The sequence below is a fragment of the Roseibium suaedae genome, from assembly GCF_900142725.1.
Classification (GTDB): Bacteria; Pseudomonadota; Alphaproteobacteria; order Rhizobiales; family Stappiaceae; genus Roseibium; species Roseibium suaedae.
The window spans coordinates 1,327,495-1,347,778 of the sequence record NZ_FRBW01000002.1 but is presented as its reverse complement, the minus strand read 5'-3'; the positions used below and the strand labels follow the sequence as shown (position 1 = coordinate 1,347,778).

At 60.1% G+C, this 20,284-nt stretch carries 20 protein-coding genes; 10 read left to right on the top strand and 10 right to left on the bottom strand.

Translation table 11 applies throughout. The features are described 5' to 3' along the window. Window positions 1-378: 378 nt before the first annotated feature. The 4 genes from BUA94_RS13165 (at window position 379) to BUA94_RS13150 (ending at window position 4,019) form a co-directional block, all read left to right on the top strand. Window positions 379-1,299: a heme-dependent oxidative N-demethylase family protein gene (locus BUA94_RS13165; protein WP_073013620.1), complete on the top strand. Its 921-nt coding sequence runs from the start codon at window positions 379-381 to the stop codon at window positions 1,297-1,299. 139 nt (window positions 1,300-1,438) lie between these two features. After that, the gene (locus BUA94_RS13160) at window positions 1,439-2,806 is read left to right on the top strand and encodes an ABC1 kinase family protein (protein ID WP_073013619.1); all 1,368 of its coding nucleotides are present in this window, start codon (window positions 1,439-1,441) and stop codon (window positions 2,804-2,806) included. A 130-nt stretch (window positions 2,807-2,936) separates the two neighbouring features. Next, entirely contained in the window at window positions 2,937-3,218 is a 282-nt protein-coding gene (locus BUA94_RS13155; RefSeq protein WP_084082027.1) for an aa3-type cytochrome c oxidase subunit IV, read from the top strand. A gap of 132 nt (window positions 3,219-3,350) precedes the next feature. Then, entirely contained in the window at window positions 3,351-4,019 is a 669-nt protein-coding gene (locus tag BUA94_RS13150; RefSeq protein ID WP_084082026.1) for a pseudouridine synthase, read from the top strand. 22 nt (window positions 4,020-4,041) lie between these two features. On the opposite strand, the gene BUA94_RS13145 is transcribed toward BUA94_RS13150, so the two are convergent. Then, the gene (locus tag BUA94_RS13145) at window positions 4,042-4,896 is read right to left on the bottom strand and encodes a tetratricopeptide repeat protein (RefSeq protein WP_073013618.1); all 855 of its coding nucleotides are present in this window, start codon (window positions 4,894-4,896) and stop codon (window positions 4,042-4,044) included. Window positions 4,897-5,074: 178 nt separating this feature from the next. Then, the gene (rpsU, locus tag BUA94_RS13140) at window positions 5,075-5,302 is read right to left on the bottom strand and encodes a 30S ribosomal protein S21 (RefSeq protein ID WP_073013617.1); all 228 of its coding nucleotides are present in this window, start codon (window positions 5,300-5,302) and stop codon (window positions 5,075-5,077) included. Window positions 5,303-5,671: 369 nt separating this feature from the next. Between rpsU and BUA94_RS13135 the strand changes: the two genes are divergently transcribed. Further along, the gene (locus tag BUA94_RS13135) at window positions 5,672-7,084 is read left to right on the top strand and encodes an MATE family efflux transporter (RefSeq protein ID WP_208980062.1); all 1,413 of its coding nucleotides are present in this window, start codon (window positions 5,672-5,674) and stop codon (window positions 7,082-7,084) included. Between the two features lie 114 nt (window positions 7,085-7,198). Here the strand turns inward: BUA94_RS13135 and BUA94_RS13130 are convergent, their stop codons facing one another. The 3 genes from BUA94_RS13130 to BUA94_RS13120 all read right to left on the bottom strand — a co-directional run bounded on the left by BUA94_RS13130 (window position 7,199) and on the right by BUA94_RS13120 (window position 9,137). Then, entirely contained in the window at window positions 7,199-8,293 is a 1,095-nt protein-coding gene (locus tag BUA94_RS13130; protein ID WP_073013615.1) for a 5-(carboxyamino)imidazole ribonucleotide synthase, read from the bottom strand. A gap of 41 nt (window positions 8,294-8,334) precedes the next feature. Continuing rightward, entirely contained in the window at window positions 8,335-8,802 is a 468-nt protein-coding gene (purE, locus tag BUA94_RS13125; protein ID WP_073013886.1) for a 5-(carboxyamino)imidazole ribonucleotide mutase, read from the bottom strand. 128 nt (window positions 8,803-8,930) lie between these two features. Continuing rightward, a complete protein-coding gene (locus tag BUA94_RS13120) occupies window positions 8,931-9,137 on the bottom strand; it encodes a YdcH family protein (protein WP_073013885.1) in 207 nt (68 codons plus the stop codon). Between the two features lie 369 nt (window positions 9,138-9,506). Here BUA94_RS13120 and BUA94_RS13115 point away from each other — a divergent pair, with 369 nt between their 5' ends. Then, a complete protein-coding gene (locus tag BUA94_RS13115) occupies window positions 9,507-9,686 on the top strand; it encodes a YdcH family protein (RefSeq protein ID WP_073013614.1) in 180 nt (59 codons plus the stop codon). 130 nt (window positions 9,687-9,816) lie between these two features. On the opposite strand, the gene BUA94_RS13110 is transcribed toward BUA94_RS13115, so the two are convergent. Together BUA94_RS13110 and BUA94_RS13105 are read right to left on the bottom strand one after the other, a co-directional pair. After that, window positions 9,817-11,460, bottom strand: coding sequence for an acyl-CoA synthetase (locus BUA94_RS13110; RefSeq protein WP_073013613.1), 1,644 nt, complete (start codon window positions 11,458-11,460; stop codon window positions 9,817-9,819). A 141-nt stretch (window positions 11,461-11,601) separates the two neighbouring features. After that, window positions 11,602-12,363, bottom strand: a complete 762-nt coding sequence (locus BUA94_RS13105) for a sulfite exporter TauE/SafE family protein (RefSeq protein WP_073013612.1) — start codon at window positions 12,361-12,363, stop codon at window positions 11,602-11,604. Window positions 12,364-12,549: 186 nt separating this feature from the next. Here BUA94_RS13105 and BUA94_RS13100 point away from each other — a divergent pair, with 186 nt between their 5' ends. Both BUA94_RS13100 and BUA94_RS13095 read left to right on the top strand, forming a co-directional pair. Next, window positions 12,550-14,463 (top strand): propionyl-CoA synthetase, encoded by a 1,914-nt coding sequence (locus BUA94_RS13100; protein WP_073013884.1) that lies wholly within the window; start codon window positions 12,550-12,552, stop codon window positions 14,461-14,463. Window positions 14,464-14,559: 96 nt separating this feature from the next. Further along, complete coding sequence (locus tag BUA94_RS13095; protein WP_073013611.1) at window positions 14,560-15,348, top strand: SDR family NAD(P)-dependent oxidoreductase; 789 nt, start codon at window positions 14,560-14,562, stop codon at window positions 15,346-15,348. A gap of 92 nt (window positions 15,349-15,440) precedes the next feature. Here BUA94_RS13095 and BUA94_RS13090 read toward each other — a convergent pair whose 3' ends face one another. After that, window positions 15,441-17,252: an ABC transporter transmembrane domain-containing protein gene (locus BUA94_RS13090; RefSeq protein ID WP_408011933.1), complete on the bottom strand. Its 1,812-nt coding sequence runs from the start codon at window positions 17,250-17,252 to the stop codon at window positions 15,441-15,443. A gap of 249 nt (window positions 17,253-17,501) precedes the next feature. Between BUA94_RS13090 and rpmE the strand changes: the two genes are divergently transcribed. After that, the gene (rpmE, locus tag BUA94_RS13085) at window positions 17,502-17,726 is read left to right on the top strand and encodes a 50S ribosomal protein L31 (protein ID WP_073013609.1); all 225 of its coding nucleotides are present in this window, start codon (window positions 17,502-17,504) and stop codon (window positions 17,724-17,726) included. 219 nt (window positions 17,727-17,945) lie between these two features. On the opposite strand, the gene rcdA is transcribed toward rpmE, so the two are convergent. Then, the gene (rcdA, locus tag BUA94_RS13080) at window positions 17,946-18,476 is read right to left on the bottom strand and encodes a protease adaptor protein RcdA (RefSeq protein ID WP_139251108.1); all 531 of its coding nucleotides are present in this window, start codon (window positions 18,474-18,476) and stop codon (window positions 17,946-17,948) included. A gap of 407 nt (window positions 18,477-18,883) precedes the next feature. Further along, entirely contained in the window at window positions 18,884-19,087 is a 204-nt protein-coding gene (locus BUA94_RS13075) for a DUF1192 domain-containing protein (RefSeq protein ID WP_073013607.1), read from the bottom strand. A 133-nt stretch (window positions 19,088-19,220) separates the two neighbouring features. Between BUA94_RS13075 and BUA94_RS13070 the strand changes: the two genes are divergently transcribed. After that, complete coding sequence (locus BUA94_RS13070; protein ID WP_073013883.1) at window positions 19,221-20,255, top strand: NAD(P)H-quinone oxidoreductase; 1,035 nt, start codon at window positions 19,221-19,223, stop codon at window positions 20,253-20,255. The last annotated feature ends 29 nt before the right edge of the window (window positions 20,256-20,284 follow it).

The window sequence follows — 20,284 nt, the reverse complement described above, 5'->3', positions numbered from 1 at the left end:
CCCTCTGGTTTATCCAGGTTGTGACAGCGAGAGTGTTGGGATTGTGCATAGGTTACAAGCACAATATTTGCTGACTATTTTTTCAGCATTTTTCTGCCCATTCCCTCATCATGCCGGGAAAATCCAGACAAAACAGGACCCTTTCAATCAGGCTGGTCAGACCAGACCACTGGTGAAGAAAAATTCGGCTCGCAATGGGGGAAAGACTTGGCCAGAATTGAGGCAGTCTCCGGTGTCCTCGTGGGTGTCTTTTTAGGGCGTCTGTGCGTAGAAACCCTGCCTTTTCAGGGGCTTTTCTGGTCCCAGAAATTTCTGAGGCTGGCTCTGAGGGCGGGGGGGCAGGAGGCATTAGCCTCGAGTTTTCAGCGCGGAGCAGTCATGGCTTTTCTTCACACTCCCTATGATGGTTCGAAGCAGCCGTTTTCCGTCGGTCTGGAGCCGGTTGGGGAGACGGAGTGGCTTGAGACGGATAAAGCTTTTTGGCCTCAGTTGGCCCGCAAGCAGGAGCTTCTGGCGTCCTCCAGGGAGACGGTTTTCCGGGCAAGGGAGGATACCGGAGAAGCGCAGAGGGAAGTGCTGGATCTGGTTCTTGCAAACCTCAGGAACCGGCCTGATGTCTATCCCGGCTGGAGCGGCGGACGTCCTGTTCTGCGTGATCGCGATGGAAAGACGGTTTTTGCAGGAAGTCCGGACGAGCCAGCACTGGTAACTGCGTCCCGGTTCATCCAGGAAGACCTGGTGCTGATGCGCAAGAGTGAAGCGGGCTATTTTCTGGCTGCCGCCTGTCTGTGTTTTCCTTCTTCCTGGTCTCTCGCAGACAAGTTCGGTCAGTCCATGCATGGCATCCATGAGCACGTGCCGGACTTCAATGCGGGCCGGATGGGGCAAGTGGTTGCCCGGATCTTCCAGAACCTTCAGACAGGTCAGCTACTTGCTCGCTATAATTGGTCGATCTACGACACGCCGGAACTGCATCACCCCAAGCCCAAGAGCCTGTCGCCACAGATCCTTGACGGCAGCCTTGCGTCTCTCGGGGCGCTCTTCATCCGGGTGGAGCGGCAGACCCTGCGCCGGTTGCCGGGTTCCGGCGACATCCTCTTCACGATCAAGATCCATCATGACCCGATTTTCCAGCTACAGCGTGATCCAAGAGGGGCTGCGCTTGCGGGCAGCCTCAGAGAGCAGTTGCTGGGCCTTTCTGCCGATCAGCTCAGCTACAAGGGGCTGACGCCGTTCCGGGACGCTCTTGCAGGCGCCCTGTCCCGAATGGCGGAGACCGGATCAGAAGCGATAGCCTGACGGGTTGGAAGGGAAGAACCGGCATGGCCTGGGCCGCGTATAGCACCTAGCTGGCGGCAGGGCGGCGAACACCCTACATTCCGCTGCAGGCAGCCTTCCGGCTGCGACCTTTAGGGCGGCGAGATCAGGGACCCCATGCATGGCGCGTGACAAGGACAGGGAAAGCAACCGGCTGACGGCCCGGGTTGGACGCTATGCGAGAGTGGGCACCAATGTCGGCGGTATCGCCGCCAAGATGGCCGGTGCCAGGATCTTCGGGCTGGAGCTTGATAGTGGCAAGAATGCCGGTGAACTGGCGGCAGCGCTTGGCGGGCTGAAAGGCCCCCTGATGAAAGTGGCGCAGCTCCTGTCGACCATTCCAGATGTTCTGCCCCCGGAATATGCCGAGGAGCTCTCCAAACTTCAGTCCAACGCGCCGCCGATGGGTTGGGCCTTCGTGAAACGGCGGATGCGGGCCGAGCTTGGCGCGGATTGGCAAGGACGGTTCGGCGCCTTCGACAAGGATCCGTCTGCGGCGGCCTCTCTGGGGCAGGTTCACCGAGCCGCCAGTCTGGAAGGCACGTCTCTTGCCTGCAAGCTGCAATATCCGGACATGGCTTCTGCGGTTGAAGCGGACTTGCAGCAGCTTCAGATCCTGCTGTCCCTTCATCGCCGGATGCAAAGCGCGCTGGACACGCGCGAGATCGGCAAGGAGATCAGTGCAAGGGTCCGGGAGGAGCTGGATTACAAGCGGGAAGCTGCCCATATGGCGCTCTACCGGCGGTTTCTGGAGCCCTCGCCTCAGGTGCGGGTGCCGCAGGTGGTGGAGGCGCTTTCAACCGGCCGCCTTTTGACGATGACCTGGCTCGAGGGCGCGCCACTCCTGTCCTACAAGGGCCATGATCAGGCGGACCGGAACCGGATTGCCAGCGCCATGTTCCATGCCTGGTGGCATCCTTTCAGCCACATCGGCGTCATTCACGGCGATCCGCATCTGGGCAATTACACCGTCTTTGAAGAGGAGGGCCGGCCGGCCGGGATCAACCTTCTCGACTATGGCTGTATCCGGATCTTCCCGGAAAGCTTCGTTGCAGGCGTGGTCGATCTTTACCGCGGACTTCTGGAAGGCGATGGCGAGCGGGTGGTCCATGCCTATGAGACCTGGGGGTTCAAGGGGCTGACACGAGAGCTGATTGATGTTCTCAACATCTGGGCGCGGTTCATTTACGGGCCGTTGCTGGATGACCGGACACGGACGATCGCAGATGGGGTGAAGCCATCCGACTATGGCCGCCGGGAAGCTTTCACTGTGCACAAGGCCCTGAAGGAGCTTGGGCCAGTGACCGTACCCCAGGAATTTGTCTTCATGGACAGGGCGGCCATTGGTCTTGGAGGCGTGTTCCTGCATTTGCAGGCCGAGCTGAATTTCTTCCGTCTTTTCAACGAGCAGATCGAAGGGTTCTCTGCGCAAGCCGTGGCCATGCGCCAGAAGGAAGCGTTACAGGTCGCGGGTTTGCAGGCAGCTTAGAACGTGCCGAAACGGCTTTGCGGCATTTTTCACGGCCAGAGCGGAGAGAATTGCCCTCGCAATGATTGCCGAACGTCACCGGTTTATTGTAAAGACCGTGGCTGAAGTTTGTTTCGAACCGGGGGATAGCATGTCCAACGATACCGCATCTGCAATGGACTACAACGCCCATGAGCAGACCTACGAAGGTTTCATCAATTTCTCGAAGGTCGGCACCGTTGCTGTCCTCAACATCGTTCTCTGCCTGATCCTGTTCGCTTTCGGCGGTACGGCTGCGACGGTCTTCGGCTGGCTCATGCTGATTGCAAACCTCATTGCAACGGCAGTCGGTCTCGCCCTTGGCGAAAAGGGCTGGATTGCTCCGAGCGCGGTTTTCGTGCTCAGCGGCCTTCTGGCCATCCTGACTGTTTGATCGGATTGAGCGCGCGGCCCTGACCGCAGCGCTTTCTGAAACGGTCCATGAGGCTCCAGATGCGATTGCCGCGTCTGGAGCCTTTGTTTTTGCGCGTTGCATTTGAGACTTGAGCAGGCGATACGCATGGCCATGGAAGACAACGGCCCCATTCCCTTCACCTACATGCCACCGGAAGGCCCCTTGCAGGTTCTGCACGCCGACAAGGACATTCTTGTCGTGGTCAAGCCTTGCGGCCTGCTGAGCGTCACCGGACGGGGAGAAGGGCGCGAAGATGCGCTGGCGACCCGCGCGCCGCAGCTCTTCAAGGGCGCGCGCATCGTGCACCGGCTGGATCTCGATACCTCAGGCGTGATGGTGCTCGCGCAGACGGCAGAAGCCCACCGGCATCTCGGTCTTCAGTTCGAGCGGCGCCACACGGACAAGACCTACATCGCCCGTGTCTGGGGCCACGTTGCCGAGGATGAGGGCGAAGTTGATCTGCCGCTGGTGGTTGACTGGCCGAATCGTCCCAAGCAGATGATCTGCCATGAAACCGGCCGCCGGGCGCTGACCAACTGGGAAGTGATTGCGCGGGAAGAAAAGACGACCCTGATGCGTCTGAAGCCGGTCACCGGGCGCTCGCATCAGCTCCGTGTGCACATGCTCAGTCTTGGTCATCCGATCATCGGGGATCCGCTTTATGCGGAAGGGGAGGCCTTGGCGGCCTCGCCGCGCCTTCAGCTGCACGCCCATGACCTGACCATCCACCATCCGTCAGGCGGCGAACGCCTGACGTTTGTTGCGGAATGCCCGTTCTGAGCCTTGCCCTTGGCGTGAGAGATTAACGCTTGCCGCGGTCGATGCGGGAAAGCCCTTCACGCGCCAGATCGTTCGAACGGTCCAGGGTCAAGGCCTTGCTGTAATTGCGCCGGGCGTCATTGGTCTTGTTGTTCATTTCAAGCGCAACGCCACGGTTTGCCCAGGCAACAGACGAGTTCTTGTCCAGGTTGATCGCGACCGTCAGATCGTCGAGCGCAGCATTCGGATCATTGACTGCCAGATAGGAAATGCCGCGAGCGGTGTAAGGCTCGTTTGCATTCGGGTTCAGGCCGATGGCGATGGAGAAGTCTTCGATCGCCAGCTGGTGCTGGCCCTGCGCCTGATAGATCAGGCCTCTGTTGAAGAAGGCTCTGGCGTCACCGCTGTTCTCGGCAATCGCCGCATTGAAGTCCTGCAGGGCCTGAGGAAACTGGCCCAGTTCGCGATAGGCATTGCCCCGGCCAACCAGAGCAATGTCGTAGTTGGACTTGAGGTTCAGCGCGCGGCTGTAGTCCTGGATTGCGGCCTGAATGTTGTTCTGGCGGCGGCGGACAAGAGCACGGTTGGCGTAGGCCTGATAGGAATTGGGATCAAGCTGAAGGGCCGTGCCGAAATCCTGGATGGCAAGATCGAGCTTGCCGGCCTGGCCATAGGCAATGCCGCGCGTGTTGTAGGCAGAGGCATCCCGGGGATTGGCCTCCACAACGGCCGTCAGGGAGGAGATGTTGGCTGCCGAACCGACGGCGCTGTCGAACGGGGTGTCTTCATAGTTGGAGGACTGACAGGCGGTCAGGAACGCCAGTCCGAGAATCGCGGGAGCGATTCTACGTGCGGATGAAAGCCACTTGTCGAGGATACGCGTACGGTTCTGATGCATTAGCCTGCCTGATGTTCTTTCGGTGTCTCGTCCAGAATAGACCAACCTGACGGAGAGGTCAGCCATTGACCGGCCTGTTCAGCATCCGGATTCAGATACCTTAAAACACAAAAAGCCGACCGTGGTTACGGCCGGCGTTTATGCGTCTCCAAAGGGAGAAGAGCTCGGCGCTCGCGGATTAGCGGCGGCCAGAGCGGCCCAGCACGAGGCCTTCACGCTGTGCGCGCTTGCGAGCGAGCTTGCGTGCGCGGCGGACGGCTTCAGCCTTCTCGCGAGCCTTCTTGACAGACGGCTTTTCGAAGTGGCCGCGAAGCTTCATTTCGCGGAACACGCCTTCACGCTGCAATTTTTTCTTGAGCGCCTTGAGCGCCTGATCGACGTTGTTGTCGCGAACCAGAACCTGCACGCGTCTTAATCCTGTTCTGTGACGGACCGCGGCAAGCGCGACCGTATCTCTGCCTGAATGGAAATGAACCGCGCCTCAAAACCGTCTGGCTTTTCTCTGCATTCTTCCGCGGAAAACTCCGGAGAGAAGAGATCATCAGATCATGCCGCCGCTGATGCGTCGCTCACTTTGGCGGGGGTCTTACCAGAAGGCCCGCTCCTTGTCCACAATGAAACGCCCGGATTTCCGCATCTTGTGAGTGCCTGGGCTGGTGCGGCTGCACAAGGGAAAGTGAGTCAGGGTAGCAAAACATGTCTGGACACACCTACCGAGTGGAAATAGGTCTGGTTACCCATCAGATGTCCCTCCCTTTTCATGAAGGATTTTCCCGTGCCAGTTCCGGCCGTTTCCGAGACATTTGCCGAGCGGACCGCACGGGTCTGGCGCAGTGACATCAGGCCGACGCTGTCGCTTGGATTACCGTTGGCCGGGGCGCAGCTCGCGCAGATCGCCATCAACGCGACCGATGTGCTGATGATTGGCCGTCTGGGCGCGGAAAAGCTGGCGGCGTCCGTTCTTGCCTTCAATCTGTACATGCTGATGTGGTTCTTCGGCATGGGAATCATCCAGGCTGTGATTCCCCTTGCTGCCCAGGCCCGTGGTCGGCGTGACCTGCGCCAATTGCGCCGTGTCGTCCGCATGGGCCTGTGGGTGGCGTTTCTCTATTGCGTTCCGGCCCTGGTGGTCCTGCATTTTGCCGAGGAGGTTCTGGTCTTCCTCGGGCAGGATCCGGCACTCGCCGAGCTTGCCGGCGGGTACATGGACTGGCTGAAGTGGACCATCGTGCCCGGGCTGGTGATGTTTGCCTTGCGGGCTTTCCTGACGGTGATGGAAAAGTCTCAGGTCGTGCTGTTTGCGACGATCACGGGAGCGCTGGCCAATGCGGTTTTCGATTATCTTCTGATCTTCGGCGAGTTCGGCTTCCCGAAGCTGGAACTGGTCGGCGCGGGGATTGCGTCTGTCGGAAGCTCGATGGCGACCCTGCTGTTTCTTTTCGTCTACACAATCAGGCATTCTCACCTGCGGCGCTATTCGTTGTTTGGCCGGTTGTGGCGGCCGGACTGGCAGGTGCTTGTCCAGATCCTGAAACTGGGCTTGCCGATTGCGGTGACGATCGTGGCGGAGGGCGGCCTGTTCACGGCATCCTCCATCCTGATCGGCTGGCTCGGAACCCTGCCGCTGGCAGCCCACGGGATCGCGCTGCAGATTGCGTCCATCACCTTCATGGTGCCACTGGGGATCAGTCAGGCGGCCTTGACCCGTGTCGGGTTGGCGGCGGGTCGTCAGGATCTTGGCGGGGTCGGCCGGGCCGGGTGGTCGGCTCTGGCCGTCGCGGAACTCTTCATGCTCCTCTGCGCCATCACCTTCTGGGTGATTCCGGAGACGCTGATTTCCTTCTATCTGGATTTCTCCAATCCCCAGTCCCAGGAAGTTCTCAGCCTGGCTGTGACGTTCCTCGCGGTTGCGGCAATCTTCCAGATTGCTGACGGGGCACAGGCAATCGGCACAAATATTCTGCGCGGTCTGGGCGATACCACGCTGCCGCTGATCTATGCGCTCGGGGGCTACTGGATCATCGGCATCGGATTGTCGCTGGGCCTTGGCTTTGGCGCGGGCTGGGGCGGGGCAGGGGTCTGGAGCGGCCTTGCTGGCGGTCTGGCCACCGTCGGCGCCTTGACCCTCGTCCGGTTCTACCGCCGTGAAGAACTGGGCCTGATCAAGGCGGCACCTGCCGAGAGATAAAGACGCAGCTCTGTATTGAAAGCAGCAAGGCCCCGCCCTCTCCCCGATCGCCGAATTGGCAGATGAGGAGAGGGCGAGGTCTTGTCGTGTTTGGCTGTCGTCGAGCGCGCTCGATCAGGCGGTGCGGGGCGTGATCCGGTTGACGTGGCCCATCTTGCGGCCAGCGCGGGCCTCTGCCTTGCCATAAAGATGCAGGCGGGCGTTGGCCTCCGTCAGGATCTGCGGCCAGCTGTGGCAATCGTCGCCAATGAGATTTTCCATCACCACGTCGGAATGACGGTCAGCCGATCCAAGCGTCCAGCCAGCAACAGCCCGGATGTGCTGCTCGAACTGGGATGTCAGGCAAGCGTCATCCGTCCAATGGCCGGAATTGTGGACCCGCGGCGCAATTTCGTTGACCAGGAGGGTCTCGGCATCACCGGTTCCGCTCAGGAACATTTCAACGCCCATGACGCCAACATATTCCAGAGAAGAAGCAATCCGGATCGCCATGTCCCGCGCCTTTGCAGCTGTCTCGGCGGAGACATTCGCGGGCACGGTCGAGGTCTTCAGGATGTGATGCTCGTGGTGGTTCTCGGCAATGTCATAGGCGCTGCACACGCCATCGATGCCGCGGGCAACGATCACGGAGACTTCCCGGTCGAACGGAATCAGACGTTCCAGCACCGCCGGCACGCGGCCGATCTTGTCATAGGCACCGCGCGCGTTGGATGCGGTGCGGATCATGACCTGACCCTTGCCGTCATATCCAAAGCGGCGGGTCTTCAGGACGCCGGTGCCGCCGAACAGGGTCAGGGCCGCCGCAAGATCCTCATCGCTGTCGATGGTGGCGTAGTCAGCAAGTGCAACGCCGCTGGCCCGCAGGAATTCCTTTTCATGGAACCGGTCCTGGGAAACTTCAAGAGCACGCACGCCGGGGCGGACGGGCAGGCGGGAAGCCAGATGCATGGCCGTTGCGCCCGGAACGTTCTCGAATTCGTAAGTGACAACCGCACAGGAGGACGCAAAGGCATCCAGGGCCGAGACGTCGTCATAGGGGGCAACCGTATAGGCGCAAGAGACGTCGAAGGCGGGGCTGTCCGGATCCGGGCAGAAAATGTGGGTCTTCAGGCCAAGGCTGGCGGCGGCAAGAGCGAGCATGCGGCCAAGCTGTCCGCCTCCCAGAATGCCAACCGTGTCTCCGGGTTGCAGGCGGGCGTCGTCGGTCATGGCCACGGTGTTCTTGCTCCAAGTCAGCGTTATGTGTGCGTTCAGGCCGGATCGTTGACCGGGCGTTCTGTAACGGCTGCAGTGCGGCCGGCGCGGAAGGCTTCAAGGGCCTTGTCGATATCAGGATTCATCAAGGCCAGAACGGCAGCGGCAAGCAGGGCCGCGTTGGTTGCGCCCGCCTTGCCGATCGCAAGTGTTCCGACCGGAATGCCACCCGGCATCTGAACGATGGAAAGAAGGCTATCTTGACCGGAAAGGGCCCGGCTTTCAACCGGCACGCCGAAAACCGGCAAGGTGGTGAGGGCTGCGACCATGCCAGGAAGGTGCGCGGCACCGCCTGCGCCAGCGATGATCACCTTGAAACCTTCGGACTTCGCGGACTTGGCAAAGTCATACATCCGGTCCGGGGTGCGGTGAGCGGAGACGATGCGGGCGTCATAGGCAATGCCCAGTTCATCCAGCACATCGGCAGCATGCTTCATCGTCGGCCAATCGGACTGGCTTCCCATGATGATTGCGACGTCGGCTTTTGCCACGATTTATCCCCCCGGTTTCCACAGGCCTTCAGAAAGGCGCGGAGTATATGCATGCACCGATGCCTTGCAAGGGGCTTGTGAGACGTTGCGGAACGGCGGTCTCAGGCGATGATGTCCGGGTGGAGCTGATCTTCAAGCGCGCTGATCCGGTCCTTGATCAGCAGCTTCTTCTTCTTGAGGCGCTGCAATTGCAGGGCATCCGCGCTGCCTGAAGAGCTCAGGGCCTGAACGGCGGCGTCAAGATCACGGTGTTCCTGCCGCAACTGGGCCAGTTCCATCCTCAGGGGCGTATCATCCGTAGGTGCCATAAACTGTTCCCGAAACCGCATTGCCTGCTGGCTGTTCATAGCAAAAACGGAACTTGCAGTCATGGTGCCTAATTCATGCTGCAGGCCAATTTGCACTGATGGAATAAAGGGATGACACAGACCCGGTTCAGACGCAAATCCTCTCCGGCAAAAGCTTGAGAGAATTGGTTCCGTAAACGGCTGATGCCGAACGGTGAGAAGGGTAGATTACAGCGAATATGTAGGAAGGTTTTTAGGCTTTTATAAGGGTATTTTTTGCTTTTTATGTGAGGCAGCAAATAAATCCGCCCCTGCTCATTTCAGCAATCGACAAGCCGTTTTTTGGGTGGCAACATCACCCTGTTTGAGCCAACAGACAGGAGGACATCCATGTCAATGCAGTCGCATCTCGCAGAACTCGAACGCCGCCATGCGGCCTTGGAACGCAAGATCGAAGACGCGTTACTCCATCCGAGTACGGACTCCCTGGAACTGGCAGAAATGAAACGCCGCAAGCTCATGCTCAAAGACGAAATCAAGCGGCTACAGACCGAAACCACTCTTCACTGATTGAAGAAACTTCCGGCAGGTGCGAGGGCAAATGCCCTCCCAGCCCGCCCCTGATAAACGCCGTGTCCGGGAGGGCACGGCGTTTTCGTTTGTGGGGGCTTCCAGATTCCGCCGGGCAATCGCCCCTGTCTCAGAGCGCTTTCGCCTGATCCCTGAGGGCGAATTTCTGGATTTTTCCGGTAGAGGTCTTGGGCAGCTCGCAAAAGACGATGGTCTTTGGCGTCTTGAAGCTCGCAAGATGCTCGCGGCAGAAGGCCATGAGCGTGGTTTGATCAAGGTTCGACCCGGCCTTCAGTTCCACGAAAGCGCAGGGTGTTTCGCCCCATTTCTCGTCCGGCCGGGCGACAACGGCAGCCGCCTGGACTTCCGGATGCTTGTAGAGCACTTCCTCCACCTCGATGGACGAGATGTTCTCACCGCCTGATATGATGATGTCCTTGGACCGGTCCTTGAGCTGGACATAGCCGTCAGGGTGCAGGACGCCCAGGTCACCGGAATGGAACCAGCCGCCGGCGAAGGCCTCGGCGGTGGCTTCCTCGTTTTTCAGGTAGCCCTTCATCACAACGTTGCCGCGGAACATGACTTCGCCCATGGTCACACCATCCGCCGGCACCGGGTCCATCGTCTGGGGATCAAGGACGGTCAGGCCTTCAAGCGCCACGTAGCGCACGCCCTGCCTGGCCTTCTTGGCAGCCTGATCTGCGAGCGGGAGTGCATCCCATTCCTGTTTCCACTCGTTGACGACGGCGGGACCATAGACCTCGGTCAGCCCGTAAAGGTGCGTGACATTGAAGCCAGCGCCCTTCATGGCAGCCAGAACGCTTTCCGGCGGGGGCGCTGCCGCAGTGAAGAACTCGACGGACCGGTCGAGCTCGCGTTTGTCCTGAGGGGCCGTGTTGAGCAGGGTAGACATGATGATCGGGGCGCCGCACAGATGGGTGACGCCTTCATCGGCGATCAGGTCCCACATGGCCTTGGGGCGGACCCATCTCAGGCAGACATGGGTTCCGGCGACCACCGAGATCGACCAGGGGAAGCACCAGCCGTTGCAGTGGAACATCGGCAGGGTCCACAGATAGACCGGGTGCTTGGCCATGGAGGCTGTCAGGATGTTGGCCTGGGCCAGCAGATAGGCGCCGCGGTGATGATAGACGACGCCCTTGGGATTTCCGGTCGTGCCGGAGGTGTAGTTGAGAGCGATGGCATCCCATTCATCGGCGGGCAGTGCCCAGTCGAAGCCTGCATCGCCGCTCTGGACGAAATCCTCATAGTCGGTTGCCCCGAGACGGGCTCCATCCTGCGGATATTCGGGATCCGAATAGTCGATGACTACAGGCGCGACCTTGGCCAAGCCAAGAGCTTCCTTCATCACCGGCGAGAACTCGCGGTCGGTGATCAGAACCTTGGTTTCGGCATGGTCGAGCTGGAAGGCAATGACAGCGGCATCAAGGCGGGTGTTGAGGGAATGCAACACAGCGCCGGTCATGGGCACACCGTAATGGGCCTCGAGCATGGGTGGCACATTCGACAGCATGACCGTCACGGTGTCGTTCTTGCCGATACCAAGCCGGGACAGGGCCGAGGCAAGCTGGCGGCTGCGGGCATAGAACTCGCGGTAGCTGGTGCGCTGGCGGCCGTGCACGATGGCGATATGGTCCGGGAAGACATCTGCGGCCCTTGCCAGAAAGCTCAAGGGGCTGAGGGGCGCATAATTTGCGGCCGTTTTCTCAAGGCCGATTGTGAATGGATTGGGGCCTTCGCTGGTGATGCCCATGTCCGTTTCCTCCCGTTCGTGAACGGCGCCATGAAACCCGCAATCGGATCTTTCTGCAACGCGTCATTAGGCTAGGTATCGATCAGAAATGCCGGTGAAGAGATGCAGGCGTGGGATCGTCTCGACCCCGGCCGCCCATCCTCACAGGATGGCGTTTGCGCCATCCCAGATCAGCTTGAAACCCACGATAAGCATGACCGTGTAGATGATGCCGTAGAAGGCCTCCTGCTTCACCACCTTGACCAGCTTCACCCCGGCAATCGTCGCGATCGGAGCCAGAGGCAAAAGCACCAAAGAGGTTTCCAGGTTCGTTGCGTCAAACTGGCCGAGCAGGAAATAGGGCACCAGTTTCACCGCATTGACGACGCTGAAGAAGATCACGGCAGTGCCTGCGAAAAGCGTCGGCGCGAGCCGGAGCGGGACCATATAGAGCTGGAACGGAGGGCCGCCTGTATGGCTGACAAAGCTGGTGAAACCGGCAATCAGCCCCCAGAACGTGCCCTTGGTCACATTGTGTTCGCTGGCGGCAATCGTGCGGTGGCGCTTGACGAGATAGTCGCCGACAAAGAGCAGGGACAGGCAGCCGACAAGCAGCCGGACGAAGGCTTCGTTCACAAAGGCTGCGGTGGCCCAGCCCACGCCAATTCCGGCGATGGCGGCAGGCAGCAGGATTATCAGGCTGCGCTTGTCCGCATGTCCCTTGTAGGCAAGCAGGCCGACGATATCCATCACCACAAGAATGGGCAGCATGATGCCCGCCGCCTGAACCGGTGAGATCACCAGTGCCATCAGGGGCACGGCCAGCATGGCGAAGGAACCGCCGAAGCCGCCTTTGGACAGGCCTGCAAGCAGCACCGCTGGGATCGCGGCTGCATAGAACAAGGGATCGGCAATGGGATGCATGAAACTCGCACCGGATAGGTGGCGGAAAGGACCCGCACTCAACCACGCGATGGGGGCTACGTAAAGACCCTTCCCCTGCGAATGTCTTATGAGCCGGGTCTTGCAAGGAAAGCTTCGCTTGCCGCAATCTGCTGCCTGACGAAGGTGGCTGCGGAGGAGGTGGCTGCCGCAGGAGGAGCAACGCCTATGTCGAGCCGGTATGCGGAGACCTACAAGTCCTGGCAGGATGATCCTTTCGGGTTCTGGAAAGCGGCAGCTGCGAAAATTGACTGGATCAGCACGTCAGATCAGGTGTTCGACCCGGCAGATGGCCCCTATGGGCGCTGGTTTCCGGATTGGGAGTGCAACACCTGCTACAATTGTCTGGACCGCCATGTGGAACGCGGCCGGACCGGCCAGCCTGCGCTGATCTATGACAGCCCGATCACCGGCAAGAAGGCGGTCTATTCCTACAGGAAGCTACTGGACAAGGTCGTCGCCCTTTCGGCGGTGCTGCAGGATCAGGGGATCGGCAAGGGCGACCGGGTCATCATCTACATGCCGATGGTGCCCGAGGCCGTCATGGCAATGCTGGCCTGCGCCCGGATCGGTGCGATCCACTCGGTCGTCTTTGGCGGCTTTGCTGCTCATGAGCTTGCCACCCGCATCAATGATGCGACACCGAAGGCCATCATCGCTGCGTCCTGCGGCATCGAGCCGGGACGTGTAATTGCCTACAAGCCGCTGATAGATGCAGCCATCGAGCAGGCCGAACACAAGCCCGAGTGCTGCCTGGTGTTCCAGCGCGAGCAGTCCGAAGCGAGCCTGATCGAGGGACGGGATCATGACGCCGGAGCACTGATGGCGGCGGCGGAAGCCGAAGGCCGGGAGGTTCCTTGCGTTCCAGTCAAGGCGACTGATCCGCTCTACATTCTCTACACATCCGGGACGACGGGCCAGCCGAAGGGCGTGGTGCGAGATACCGGCGGCCATATGGTGGCGCTCGCCTGGTCGATGGCAAATCTCTACGACATTCAGCCGGGCGAAGTGTTCTGGGCAGCGTCGGACGTGGGGTGGGTCGTCGGTCACTCCTACATCGTCTACGCGCCGCTGCTGCATGGCTGCACGACGGTGGTGTTCGAAGGCAAGCCGGTGGGAACGCCCGATGCAGGTGTGTTCTGGCGGGTGATTGCGGAACATTCGGTTGTGTCGCTGTTCACTGCGCCGACGGCCTTCCGCGCGATCCGCAAGGAGGATCCGGAGGGCAAGCTGATCTCGAAATATGACCTGTCCCAGTTCCGGGCCCTGTTCCTTGCTGGTGAGCGGGCCGATCCCGATACGGTGCAATGGGCAGCAGACCAGTTGCGGGTGCCGATCGTCGACCATTGGTGGCAGACCGAGAGTGGCTGGTGCATGGTCGGCAATCCGCTCGGGCTGGGCAAGCTGCCGATCAAGCCGGGCTCGCCGACCGTTCCCATGCCGGGCTATGACGTGCAGATTCTGGATGACGCGGGGCACCCGCTGCCTCAGGGCACCCTCGGCAATATCGTCGTGAAACTGCCGCTTCCGCCGGGATGTCTGCCGACCTTGTGGAACGCGGAAAAGCGCTTCTTCGATGCCTATCTGAATGATTTCCCGGGCTATTACAAAACCTCGGATGCCGGGATCATCGACGCAGACGGCTATCTGTCGATCATGTCGCGCACGGATGATATCATCAATGTGGCCGGGCACCGCCTGTCGACGGGCGCGATGGAAGAGGTCCTGGCGACCCATAAGGACGTGGCTGAATGTGCTGTGATCGGCATTTCCGATCAGCTCAAGGGGCAACTGCCCTGCGGCTTCGTCGTCCTCAAGTCCGGCGTGAACCGGCCGCATGAGGAAATCGAGAAGGAACTGGTCGGACTGGTGCGCAACCAGATCGGCCCTGTTGCTGCCTTCAAGATCGCAATTACCGTGGACCGCTTGCCCAAGACCCGGTCAGGCAAGATCCTGCGGGGCACCATGCGCCAGATTGCCGACCACGAAAGCTACAAGATGCCTGCGACCATCGATGATCCGGCAATTCTGGATGAAATCACCCAGGCGCTGGAGCTGCATGGCATTTTAAACCGGGTCTGAAGGGTCAGGAAAACGGCGTCGACACGCAGGAAGGAAGCTCCTATGGTCAGGGCCGCCGCTTCGGCGGCCCCGTTTTGACAGGCCAAGAGGTTTTCCGTGACCCTGAAGAACAAGGTTGCCATCGTAACCGGATCCGCGCGCGGCATCGGCTTTGCCATCGCGAAGCGCTTCGTGATGGAAGGTGCGAAGGTTATCATTTCCGACGTGGATGATGACGCCGGACAGGCAGCGCAGGAAGAACTCGCTGCTCTGGGTGAGGCAACCTATATCCATTGCAACGTGGCTGAACGCCTCGATGTGCGGAACCTGATCGCCGAGACCCTGAACGCCTATGGCGATATCGACATTCTGGTCAATAACGCCGGGATCGTCGCGGGCGGAGATTTCCTCGATCTGGACATCGATGATTTCGACCGGGTTCTGAATGTGAACCTGAAGGGCACTTTCCTGTGCTCGCAGGCTGTTGCACGCCATCTGGTCGAGAAGATTGAGAACGGCGGTGAGCCGGGAACGATCATCAACCTGTCCTCGATCAACTCGGTTCTCGCGATCCCGGGTCAGCTTCCCTATTGCGTTTCCAAGGGTGGGGTTGCCCAGCTGACGAAGACCGCAGCCGTTGCCTTGGCTCCCTATGGCATTCGCGTCAATGCGATTGGCCCCGGCTCGATCATGACCGACATGCTGGCCTCCGTGAACAGCGATCCGGCTGCGCGCAACCGTGTGCTGTCCCGCACGCCCATGGGCCGCGTTGGTGAAGCCTCCGAGATTGCCGGAATTGCCGTGTTCCTGGCCTCTTCGGATGCAAGCTATGTTACCGGCCAGACCATCTTTGCCGATGGCGGCCGGCTGCCGCTGAACTACACGGTTGATGTGCCGGAGGCCTGAGCTTCCGGGCAAGCCCAACTGAAATGAAAAACCCCGGCGTCCTTCAAGGCGCCGGGGTTTTTGTTTCGGGGGTCGAATGTAGCGCTCTGGCCTTATGCCGGTGCGACGGCCTTTTCTGCTTCCGCATGGGCTGTGTCGAACTGCAGCCGGGCGAGCTTGGCATAAAGGCCGTTTGCCGCCACGAGATCCCGGTGAGTGCCGGTTTCCACGATCTGGCCGGCATCCATCACGATGATGCGGTCTGCCTTCAGTACAGTTGCCAGCCGATGGGCAATGACCAAGGTCGTCCTGCCCTGCATCAGCCGGTCGAGAGCGCCTTGCACCAGGTGCTCGCTTTCTGCGTCGAGGGCGCTGGTGGCTTCATCCAGCAACAGGACTGGCGCATCACGCAGGATTGCCCGGGCAATGGTCAGACGCTGTTTCTGGCCGCCGGAGAGGGTCACACCCCGCTCGCCGACCATGGTGTCATAGCCCTCGGGCAGGGCCATGATGAAGTCATGGGCCGAAGCTGCCTTGGCGGCCGATTCGATTTCCTGGCGGGACGCGCCAACGCGGCCGAAACCGATATTCTCTGCAATGGTCTCTGCAAAGATCGCAGCGTCCTGAGGCACGAGCGCGATATTGTGGCGCAGGTCCTGCGGATCGAGGTCCTTCAGGTTGATGCCGTTAAAGGTCACCGCACCGTCAACCGGATCATAGAAGCGGGTCAGAAGGTGGAACAGGGTCGACTTGCCGGCGCCGGAGGGGCCGACCAGGGCCACCGTTTCACCCGGCTTGATGGTCAGGCTGACATTCTTCAGAACCGGACGGTCTGCTGCCCCTTGATAGGAGAAGCTGGCGGACTGGAACTCGATGGGTGCGTTGTGGGCACCGGGCAGGGGCCTGGGCTGCGCGGGAGCGTCAATCTCAGGCGTGATCTCCAGAAGCTCTGCCAGCCGCTCTGCGGCCCCGGCTGCCGAGGACAACTCTCCCCAGATTTCCGAAAGCGTTGCCAGAGAGCCTGCTGCCAGGATCGAATAGAGCAGGAACTGGCTGAGCTCCCCACCCGTCATCGTGCCGGCAAGCACGCTGTTGGCGCCGATCCAGAGAACGGCAACAATGCTTGCGCCGATGATGAAGATCGCGAAGCCCGTCAGAAAGGCGCGGGCGAGGGTGGCGGTGCGGGCCGCATGGAACGCCGTGTTGGCGGCGGCTGCAAACCGGGCCGATGCGGTTTCTTCCTGAGTGAAGGCCTGCAGGATGCGGACAGAGGACAGCATCTCGCCAGCGTAGGCGGCGCTGTCGGCAAGGGTGTCCTGCGCGGCGCGGGAGCGCTTGCGAACCTTGCGGCCGAAGCCGACGAGCGGCACCAGAATGACCGGGATCGCCGCCAGAACTATGACCGACAGATGCGGGCTCGTGATCACCATCATGACCGAGGAGCCAATGCACATCACCAGATTGCGCATGGCCTGGGAGGCGCTGGCCCCGAAGGCGGACTTGATCTGGGTGGTGTCTGCGGTCAGGCGGGACAGGATCTCGCCGGAGCGGGACTTGTCGTAGAAGGAGGCGCTGAGCCGGGTGAGATGGGAAAAGACATCGGCGCGCAGGTCGGCGACCACCCGCTCACCAATCCACATCACCAGGAAGTAGCGGATGGCGCTTGCGGCGGCCAGGGCTGCGACGACGCCCAGAAGCATGCCGAAATAGGAATTGATCAGCCCCGGATTGTCACCGGAGAACCCCTGATCGATCATCCGGCGTACAGCTGTCGGCAGGATCAGGGTGAACACGGCCGCTGCAACCAGCGCAGTCAGGGCCATGAAAGTCATGGTGCGATAGCGCTTCAGGTAGGGCAGGAGCCGGGCGAGCGGCTTCAGGCTTTTGCGGGTTTGGGTGTTGTCCGGCGTTTGGCGGCGAGCCACTGTATCGTTCCACATTCTTCTGTTTGTAGGACCGCAGATAGACTTGAGGGATCGGGCGCGAAAAACCAAGGACTAAAATGCCGCGGGGGATTCACATTGGCCCCTTGTTTCGCGCCGCTTCATGGGGTATAGCCCCTCCACATGTTTCTGGGGCTGCGTCCGGATTTGGATCGGCGGCCCTTTGTTTCGTTTGCACCTGACTGTCGTCTCGCGAGGAGCGGACCGGGAGAGTGCAGGAAAGGACCGGCCATGAAAACGGATATTCATCCCGATTACCACACCATCAAGGTTGTCATGACCGATGGTACCGAATTCTTCACCCGCTCCACGTATGGCGCGGAAGGCGACACGCTTGCTCTGGACATCGATCCGAAGTCCCATCCGGCATGGACCGGTGGCGACCGTCAGATCATGGACCGTGGCGGCCGTGTATCCCGCTTCAAGAACAAGTTCGCTGGCTTCCTGGGTTCCTAATCGGTCTCAGCCGTTCCGGCCTTGTTTCAAAGACCCAGCTTCGGCTGGGTCTTTTCGTTTGTGCTGTTTTGAGACTGCTGCAGGTCCGCCGTCCCGGTATGGAGGACTGGCGCAAATTGGCACAGGCGGAACTTGATGGCCGGGATGTGGAAATCGCTGACAACAAAAAAGGGCCGCCCTGTTGGAGCGGCCCTTTTTGGGATCGGGAAACGGTTGGGCTCAGCCCATGCGGCCGAAAGCTGCCTGAAGCTGGCCGAGCTGTAGAGCGACCGGATTGTCATCAGATTCGATGACCGGCGTGGAACGGTACAGCATCTCGTCCAGATGCACGACGCGTTCCTGAAGGCGGATGGAGCGGTTGATAAGCTCGCGAAGGCTTTCCGGCAGATCGTTCCAGGCGGTGCTTTCAACGGCGCTGCTGAGGCGGTCAAGGCGAACCTTGTTCTTCTCGCTGCTGGCCTGGTCCTTGGACATTTCACCTTCATTCACAGCGCGCTGGAGCAGAAGCCAGGAGGCAAGCTGCATCAGGCGGGTGGTCAGGCGCATGGACTCGGTGGCGTAGGCAAGGGAGGCCGGGCGGTCGAGCGCCTTGGACTCAGTGCGGCCATCGCCATCAAGATAGAGAGCGGTCTCTTCCACGAGGGACATGCCTTCCTGGAACAGGCTCTGGAAATTGTCGGAACTGGCCAGACGGAGGGCAAATGCGACCGGCTCTGCGCGTTCGTCCATTTGAGTGGGCTTGTCAGTCATCGATCCGATACGCCTTTTAGCTTCTGTTTCATCATGCCGGGCCGGTCCCTCGGACAATCGGGCACTTGACGAGACTTATGTCCGTTGAGTGTTTCATGCCGGGACGCTGCGGCGCCTGTGCAACGAAATTTGCAAGCCGCGTGCCAGTTCTTGGCGATCAGCCATCCGTCCATGTCCAACAAGATACAGGGACGGTTCTTGAAAAAAAAGAGCCGCAACGGGTGCGGCTCAGAGTCATTAACAGGGAGGCGTCAAACAGAGTGGACAGGAGCCACTCAAGATCCAGATGACTGGATAAATATGGTTATCGCGTAGAAAGCTTAATGATCAGTAAAATTTATGAAAATTGTACTGAATCTGTTTCGTATAGGGACGTAATGTATTCGCTAATGCTTGTATTGACATAATTAACTAGGGGATTTTCCGAAGAATGCATTGGCTGCATCCCGTATTTTGCTTTTTTGGGACAAGGTCTCCTCTGTCCGCAAAATTTCCTGCTTGAGCGTCTCGATCCGCTCCGCGAGCTCTTCCTCGGAAAACCGGCTAAGGTCTTCGCCGACAGTGACGGCAGATCCACCGCTCTTTTTTCTGGGGGTTTCTTCTTCGAACATCGGTTCCTCCAGTTTCGCTCGGGGTTTGCGCCGTCAGGAAACGAGAACTGATTCTCATTTGCCTGACTGCCGCGATTGTCTCATCTGACCAGCAGCACTAGATCTGTGTGATCTGCAAATGGAGATCAAGGCCATGACGAGCTTGCCCGAGAAGATGAATGTTGTTGCGATCACGGCGCCGGGCGGGCCGGATGTGCTGGGCGTAGAGCAGCGTCATGTTCCAGTGCCTCTTGGCGAAGAGATCCTGATCCGGGTGGAAGCGGCCGGCGTCAACCGTCCGGACGTGCTTCAGCGCATGGGAGCCTATCCGCCGCCCAAGGGCGCGTCTGACCTGCCAGGGCTGGAAGTCAGCGGCACGGTGGTAGACCGGGGCGTGAACGCCAGGACCTTCGAGATCGGCGAGAAGGTCTGTGCTCTCGTCGCGGGCGGGGGCTATGCGGAATATTGCAAGGTTCACGAGGGACATGTCCTTCCGGTGCCCTCAGGCCTTTCCATGGTCGAGGCGGCAGCGCTTCCCGAAACGTTCTTTACGGTCTGGAGCAATGTGTTCGACCGGGTCGGGCTCAAGGCTGGCGAGCGGTTCCTGGTTCATGGCGGCACGTCCGGAATTGGCACAACGGCAATCCAACTCGCCAAGGCCTTCGGTGCGGAAGTGTTCACGACCGTCGGATCCGAAGACAAGCTGGAGGCCGTGAAGGCGCTGGGCGCAGATCACGCCGTGAATTACAACAAGACCGATTTCGTCGAGCACTTCCTGGAAGTGACCGGCAAGGAGGGCATTCACGTCATTCTGGACATGGTCGGTGGTGACTATGTGGAGAAGAACTGGAAGGTGGCGGCTGTCGAAGGCCGTATCTGTCAGATCGCGACGCTGAACGGCACGGCGGAGGAAGTGAACTTCTCCCGTCTGATGATGAAACGTCTGACCCACACCGGCTCGACCCTGCGGCCGCGGGACGATGCCTTCAAATCGGCGATCGCACGGTCCCTGAAAGAAAAGGTCTGGCCGTTGATCGAGGCCGGGAGAATCAAGCCTGTCATGGACTCAACCTTTCCGCTGGAGCAGGCCGCCGAGGCGCACAGGCGCATGGAAAGCTCCGGTCATATCGGCAAAATCGTGCTGACGGTCGGGTCTCCTTCCTCAGCCGGGTTTCAATCGCATTTGTGACTCAGGGTCTTCTGCGAATTCCGGGGGCG

What these genes read in the sequence shown, in the direction of transcription:
- purE (WP_073013886.1), bottom strand. Translation starts at nt 8,802, where the DNA reads ATGGGAAGCCAGTCCGATTGGCCGACGATGAAGCATGCTGCCGATGTG.
- BUA94_RS13075 (WP_073013607.1), bottom strand. Translation starts at nt 19,087, where the DNA reads ATGTTCGAAGAAGAAACCCCCAGAAAAAAGAGCGGTGGATCTGCCGTC.
- BUA94_RS13115 (WP_073013614.1), top strand. Translation starts at nt 9,507, where the DNA reads ATGTCAATGCAGTCGCATCTCGCAGAACTCGAACGCCGCCATGCGGCC.
- rcdA (WP_139251108.1), bottom strand. Translation starts at nt 18,476, where the DNA reads ATGACTGACAAGCCCACTCAAATGGACGAACGCGCAGAGCCGGTCGCA.
- BUA94_RS13100 (WP_073013884.1), top strand. Translation starts at nt 12,550, where the DNA reads ATGTCGAGCCGGTATGCGGAGACCTACAAGTCCTGGCAGGATGATCCT.
- BUA94_RS13150 (WP_084082026.1), top strand. Translation starts at nt 3,351, where the DNA reads ATGGAAGACAACGGCCCCATTCCCTTCACCTACATGCCACCGGAAGGC.
- BUA94_RS13165 (WP_073013620.1), top strand. Translation starts at nt 379, where the DNA reads ATGGCTTTTCTTCACACTCCCTATGATGGTTCGAAGCAGCCGTTTTCC.
- BUA94_RS13105 (WP_073013612.1), bottom strand. Translation starts at nt 12,363, where the DNA reads ATGCATCCCATTGCCGATCCCTTGTTCTATGCAGCCGCGATCCCAGCG.
- BUA94_RS13120 (WP_073013885.1), bottom strand. Translation starts at nt 9,137, where the DNA reads ATGGCACCTACGGATGATACGCCCCTGAGGATGGAACTGGCCCAGTTG.
- BUA94_RS13110 (WP_073013613.1), bottom strand. Translation starts at nt 11,460, where the DNA reads ATGGGCATCACCAGCGAAGGCCCCAATCCATTCACAATCGGCCTTGAG.
- BUA94_RS13130 (WP_073013615.1), bottom strand. Translation starts at nt 8,293, where the DNA reads ATGACCGACGACGCCCGCCTGCAACCCGGAGACACGGTTGGCATTCTG.
- BUA94_RS13145 (WP_073013618.1), bottom strand. Translation starts at nt 4,896, where the DNA reads ATGCATCAGAACCGTACGCGTATCCTCGACAAGTGGCTTTCATCCGCA.
- BUA94_RS13070 (WP_073013883.1), top strand. Translation starts at nt 19,221, where the DNA reads ATGACGAGCTTGCCCGAGAAGATGAATGTTGTTGCGATCACGGCGCCG.
- BUA94_RS13155 (WP_084082027.1), top strand. Translation starts at nt 2,937, where the DNA reads ATGTCCAACGATACCGCATCTGCAATGGACTACAACGCCCATGAGCAG.
- rpmE (WP_073013609.1), top strand. Translation starts at nt 17,502, where the DNA reads ATGAAAACGGATATTCATCCCGATTACCACACCATCAAGGTTGTCATG.
- BUA94_RS13160 (WP_073013619.1), top strand. Translation starts at nt 1,439, where the DNA reads ATGGCGCGTGACAAGGACAGGGAAAGCAACCGGCTGACGGCCCGGGTT.